Origin of the sequence: Campylobacter sp. BCW_4332 (assembly GCF_001763175.1) — a bacterium.
In the GTDB taxonomy this organism is placed as follows: Bacteria; Campylobacterota; Campylobacteria; order Campylobacterales; family Campylobacteraceae; genus Campylobacter_D; species Campylobacter_D jejuni.
Genome location: NZ_MJYF01000033.1, coordinates 1 through 1,960, shown reverse-complemented (window position 1 = coordinate 1,960; position 1,960 = coordinate 1). Strand labels below are relative to the sequence as shown.

3 protein-coding genes are annotated in these 1,960 nt (G+C 30.1%); all 3 read right to left on the bottom strand.

Annotated features, from left to right (window positions below; all coding sequences use genetic code 11):
* Nucleotides 1-10: 10 nt before the first annotated feature.
* A complete protein-coding gene (locus AJN64_RS09365; protein ID WP_070292623.1) occupies nt 11-880 on the bottom strand; it encodes an ankyrin repeat domain-containing protein in 870 nt (289 codons plus the stop codon).
* Nucleotides 881-917: 37 nt separating this feature from the next.
* Complete coding sequence (locus AJN64_RS02480; protein ID WP_044779636.1) at nt 918-1,247, bottom strand: hypothetical protein; 330 nt, start codon at nt 1,245-1,247, stop codon at nt 918-920.
* A 15-nt stretch (nt 1,248-1,262) separates the two neighbouring features.
* Nucleotides 1,263-1,960, bottom strand: a 698-nt coding sequence (locus tag AJN64_RS02475; protein ID WP_148122985.1) for an ankyrin repeat domain-containing protein, incomplete at its 5' end; no start/stop codon positions are given.

The window sequence follows — 1,960 nt, the reverse complement described above, 5'->3', positions numbered from 1 at the left end:
CTCCTTTTTATTATTTTTTTATCTTTCTTCTTTCTTCATACATTTTAATTTGTTCTGGTTCTTCCAAGCTTGTATCAATATTGTATTCTTTAACCAATTGTTCCCAAGTCTTAGCACCTGCTTTTTTTAAGATTGTTTTATTTTTATTTATCCCAAAAGAAATAGCCCTATCTAATGGAGTATTAGGTTTAAAATAATTAATTTTATCATCTTTAGTTTTATTGATAGTGCAATTAGCAGCATTGACATCAGCTCCATATTTGATCAAAATTTCCAAACAAGTTCCAATAGGTTTTTCCTCAGATCTTGCAGCTATATGTAAAAGGGTTTTTCCTGCATCGATATAACTATGTTCATGTTCTGTTTTAATATTTCTCATATTTACATCAGCGCCAAATTGTAAAGCCACTTCTAAAGAATTTACAGACTCAGGATCGCCAAGCAATATCCAAGAATGCAAAGGGGTGGCACCTTTTTCATCATAAACTTCAAATTTACATCCTTTTTTAAAAAAATAATCAATCATTTTTTTATTTTTTCCACCCACTCCAATATAATCAGTAAGGGCATTATTTCCTAAACACTCATCATCAGCTTTAAGTCCTAAACTCTCAAAATACTCCATCATTTCAAAACTTTGACTCTTATCATAAGCAATCCCTGCCCAAGCTAAAGTAGAACTAGGATTAAAAAAAGGTATAGGATGATTACACCAATATACCTTACGACGTTTCTCTAAAAATACTTCAGGCACGGGATAATCTTTTAAAAACTCTTTCACTTCTTTAAGTTTATTATTTTTAATAAGATCAAAAAACTCCCAACCTAACTCCCTTATAGCTTCTTCATCCATAGCTTGCATTTCTTCTAAAGTTTTCATGTGTTTTTCCTTAAAATAATTTTTTAAAAATCTTTTTTTATTTGTTAAAATTTTCCAAAGCTTTATCTAAATCTTTAGCCTCTAAAAGTGATCGAAGAATTTTGCAAATCTCACTTAAATCTTCAAAGCAAAGTACATTTGCAATAAACCACTCATCAAATTCTTCCTCAGTAGCATCACGATAAGATATTCCTGTTTCTTCTTCAAAAGCGACTTCGTATTCTTCTGGATCGATATGATCATACGCATCACTTAAAAAACCCTCTAAATGAGAATTAACAGCCTGTAAAACTTCTTTGCTAGGTTTTGTTTTTAAGAATTCTTTAAAATTCTCAAGATTGTCTAAAATTTCAACATCAAATTCCATAATATCTCCTTTTTATTATTTTTTTATCTTTCTTCTTTCTTCATACATTTTAATTTGTTCTGGTTCTTCCAAGCTTGTATCAATATTGTATTCTTTAACCAATTGTTCCCAAGTCTTAGCACCTGCTTTTTTTAAGATTGTTTTATTTTTATTTATCCCAAAAGAAATAGCCCTATCTAATGGAGTATTAGGTTTAAAATAATTAATTTTATCATCTTTAGTTTTATTGATAGTGCAATTAGCAGCATTGACATCAGCTCCATATTTGATCAAAATTTCCAAACAAGTTCCAATAGGTTTTTCCTCAGATCTTGCAGCTATATGTAAAAGGGTTTTTCCTGCATCGATATAACTATGTTCATGTTCTGTTTTAATATTTCTCATATTTACATCAGCGCCAAATTGTAAAGCCACTTCTAAAGAATTTACAGACTCAGGATCGCCAAGCAATATCCAAGAATGCAAAGGGGTGGCACCTTTTTCATCATAAACTTCAAATTTACATCCTTTTTTAAAAAAATAATCAATCATTTTTTTATTTTTTCCACCCACTCCAATATAATCAGTAAGGGCATTATTTCCTAAACACTCATCATCAGCTTTAAGTCCTAAACTCTCAAAATACTCCATCATTTCAAAACTTTGACTCTTATCATAAGCAATCCCTGCCCAAGCTAAAGTAGAACTAGGATTAAAAAAAGGTATAGGATGAT